3 protein-coding genes are annotated in these 3,523 nt (G+C 34.9%); 1 reads left to right on the top strand and 2 read right to left on the bottom strand.

Going from position 1 to position 3,523, the window contains the following annotated elements:
• Together N2Z72_05145 and N2Z72_05140 are read right to left on the bottom strand one after the other, a co-directional pair.
• Window positions 1-2,318 (bottom strand): hypothetical protein (locus N2Z72_05145; GenBank protein MCX7697064.1); only part of this gene is annotated, 2,318 nt, incomplete at its 3' end.
• A 6-nt stretch (window positions 2,319-2,324) separates the two neighbouring features.
• Window positions 2,325-2,819 carry a hypothetical protein gene (locus N2Z72_05140; GenBank protein MCX7697063.1) on the bottom strand — a complete coding sequence of 165 codons (495 nt, stop codon included), beginning with the start codon at window positions 2,817-2,819 and terminating at the stop codon, window positions 2,325-2,327.
• 361 nt (window positions 2,820-3,180) lie between these two features.
• Between N2Z72_05140 and N2Z72_05135 the strand changes: the two genes are divergently transcribed.
• The coding region (locus N2Z72_05135) for a hypothetical protein (GenBank protein MCX7697062.1) at window positions 3,181-3,523 on the top strand (343 nt) is incomplete at its 3' end.

Genomic DNA, 3,523 nt, shown 5'->3' with positions numbered 1-3,523 from the left:
CATCGACGAATGACGTAATTATTACAATTCCTAAAATAAAATCCATAGACACTTCTACCACGATTTCCAGTTGTTCCATTTGCTGTCGATGAACCAACACCATTTTTAACATTAAACTCAATATCTTGTATGGTAAAACCATTAATTCCAATTGCTTCAACTCCTTTATATACCCCTACTATTGTTCCAAAACCTCCGTCATAAGGGAGTTCTTCAAGAGAAGGATCAATGTTAACTGTGGTTGTCAACGAAGATTTTTTTATCCATTCGCCGTTTATTATTTCGTAATCACCGTCAAGAAAGATATTGTCAACTCCAAGAACCAATTTGGGGAGATTATTGTAGGTACCGTGGTGAATTTTAATATGTGTTCGACTTCCACCAGAGGAAAGAGCAAGTTGAAGTGCTCTTGGTAAAGTTACAGGATCAGAGATGGTACCAACACCAGCAGGATTACCATTACTTGTCACGTAAATTGTTCCACAATCAGCTTCGGTAACTGTTATGGTGCATACTGATACACCTTCATTGGATGGATCTGGTGAACATGAAAGAATTGGATTATTTACTGTACAAATGATATGATACGTTCCAGGTGTTGTTGGAAAAGTTATGCTAGTTGAAGTTCCAGTTGTTGGACTCGGTGTTACAGGAGCAGGTCCTGTGACACTCCAAGTAAAATTTGCATTCGCAACGGCATCTGGATGTGGAATTTCAGGTATTTGAAAAATGTGAACTGAGTTAGGTAAGACGGTATTGTTGCACAATGCAGTTGATGAAGAAATTGGTGGAGAATAATCAAAATATGTGATTTTTACACATTCTGAGTATATAACATTCAAACTGTTACCTGTAGGACCGGAACTTCCAGGTCCAGTTCGGTTCATCAATACACATCGATATATTTTGGTGCCAGGAATTTGTGGAGGTGTAAATGTAGGGCAATTAGCTCCTGCAATATCTGTCCATTGAGTCACTGGGCATTGGGGCCCAGCAGGACCTGTCACATCAGCCACTTGCCACTGATAAAACGTAACATTGAGAGCTTCAACTTCAAGAGTGGTAGATGAACCCATACAAAAATATCTGTCGGCACCACCAACAGTAGGATGAGTTATGATTTGAGGTGGACCCTGAATCCATCTGTACCTTAAAAGTATAGACCAATTTTGATAACTATTGTCAGACGCTCGTATTGGGACATGCATATAATTCCATGTGTTGGGGGGACTAAGTCGCCAGTTGATAAGTCCTGTTGAAGTAGGAGCTAGATAAGCATCATCATCTGATTCATACACATATTCATTGGTAGGAAATGGATCCTCTTCCCATGCTTCGAATTCTATTTCAAAAGCTTCAAAATTAATATCTGATGAATTGTATGTTTTTGACAAAAGTGATACTGGAGAAGAGAAATTCCATTCTGGTTCGTTTTGATTGTAGAGGTCAAGAGGACCAGGAACTTGATTGACGCAAATTGAGGGTCCAAAAGATGAAATATTATCGCGTGATCTGTAGCGTATTCGTAGATCCTCATCACCTGCTAGTCCCATGATGCAGTTAGAACCCATGTCATAATCAACATCACTCCAAAGAGCAACAAGTTCCACATCCAATTGAACAGGGCCATCCTTGTATTTGGGTTGGCCACATGTATTTGGTAAAGGTGGCAAAGAGTTTAACAAATCCCATTGAACTGCAAAAATGAGAGAGTATCTGTCATCTTCTGCTGAACCAGCATCAATGACATCGGATTGTACGAAGAAAATTTGTCCTTCAGGATATGAACGAAATGAAACCGATGCTGTCGCTTGATAATAATTACTTAGTGCTTCATCGCCAATTAAACCCATAAAACCACAAGAACCTTCATATATCCAATCGTTTCCACAATCATTTTCAAATGTTTGCCCGATACTCCAATCGAAGGTCGTGGGTACTGAACCTGATGGATAGGTAATATCCAATAGTAGTATTCCAATATGACTAGCAGTCATTGGCCACAAAGAAGTTCCTGTTGGTACTTGGTAGCTTGTCCATGGATAACCCATCCATCGATTTTCATGCATGTTAGCACGAATGTTTACTCCTGAAGGGCTCCAACCAGTTCCTAATACGTCAGTACGGGGTCTGACACGAATATCCCTGAAAACATACTCTTGCTCTCCAGGGTCAGAACAATTGGCACTCGACCAAACTTTGTGGATCCAAATACGTAATCGTATAGGACCATCGTTTAACTGCGTTTGACCAATTATTCCAAATTTAAAAAATAAAACAACCATGATAAAAAAAACAAATCTTGTTATATGTGCCATAATTGATTAATTTTCATCTTTTAATGAAATTATCTTTAATTTGTCAGTAAAAAAAATGGTTAAAATTGAAAGAGTTCCTTGACTTAAAAACTTTTCATCAGAAAATGTAAGAAGTATTAAATATCCATGTATTTTATCATGATAACCTTTTATTGGGAGACTTTGTGTTAAACTTGCACGATAATACTGGCCGTAAAAGTTTTGAATGATTTGTTTGACTGCCTGGCTTCTTAGAAATATTTCTTTGTTAAAAGTGTAATCGATCCCTGGATAACTATATGCAATGAGTGTATCGCAAAATTCTTTTGCCTCTTCTTCGCTAAAAAAGAAAGAAGTAAAAGTTGTATCGTATGATTCAAGAAAACGATTCATAGAATTTTCAATTAATTTCAATTGTTTTTCAAAATCTCCACCACCATTACTTTGCGTTTGTCCAGAACTTTGAGTGTAACATAGAATGATCTGAAACAACGTTATAATTAAAAAAAATTTTCTCAACATTGATTACATTTATTATCCATGCAAAAAAAAAAATCAATTGTTGATAAATCATTAAATCACGATTACGTTTTTATAAAAAAACAAAGATTTTTTTTCATGGATTAAAAAGAAAATGCTTCATAATATCCATATCAAATTAAATTGAGCCAACATGCATATAATTACTCATGATCAATAGTATGTTTTTTTAATTTAATTCTAAAATGAATTACGAAACTTAATATTTCAATAGAAGGAATGTTTTCTATATGAATCGAATATGATCCGGGATAATCAATTGTTCCTGTAAGAACATGTTATTATCATAGTGAAAACATTAAGAATTGCTAAATGATGCGATATATATCAAATTTAATTTGCTATGTATCAAGAATTTCGTTCATACTGCAAATCTTATCAAGAAAATATGTTCTTGGAAGGTCAAATTCGTTCTAATCATGTACATAAAATAAAGTCTTTGAAATCAAAGAGTCTTTGCTCTTTAAATTTTATTACTTTTGTTATCGTATTGAAATATAAATCATTCTATGCTATGAAAAATTTTGTTCTTTTTACCTTGGTATTTTTTTCGCTTTCATGTAAAGTGAAAGTCAAAAAAATAGAACAACCCACAAAAGATATCTTGCGTGAGAATACTTTTACCTCATCTAGTAGTGAAACTTTATTTAAGATTGATACCGTTTACGAAAAAAATGAGTTGTTGT

The organism is Bacteroidales bacterium, from assembly GCA_026418905.1.
In the GTDB taxonomy this organism is placed as follows: Bacteria; Bacteroidota; Bacteroidia; order Bacteroidales; family DTU049; genus JAOAAK01.
This window is presented reverse-complemented; position numbering and strand designations above follow the sequence as displayed.

Coding starts and splice junctions, on each gene's coding strand:
- N2Z72_05140 (MCX7697063.1), bottom strand. CDS start 2,819: ATGTTGAGAAAATTTTTTTTAATTATAACGTTGTTTCAGATCATTCTA.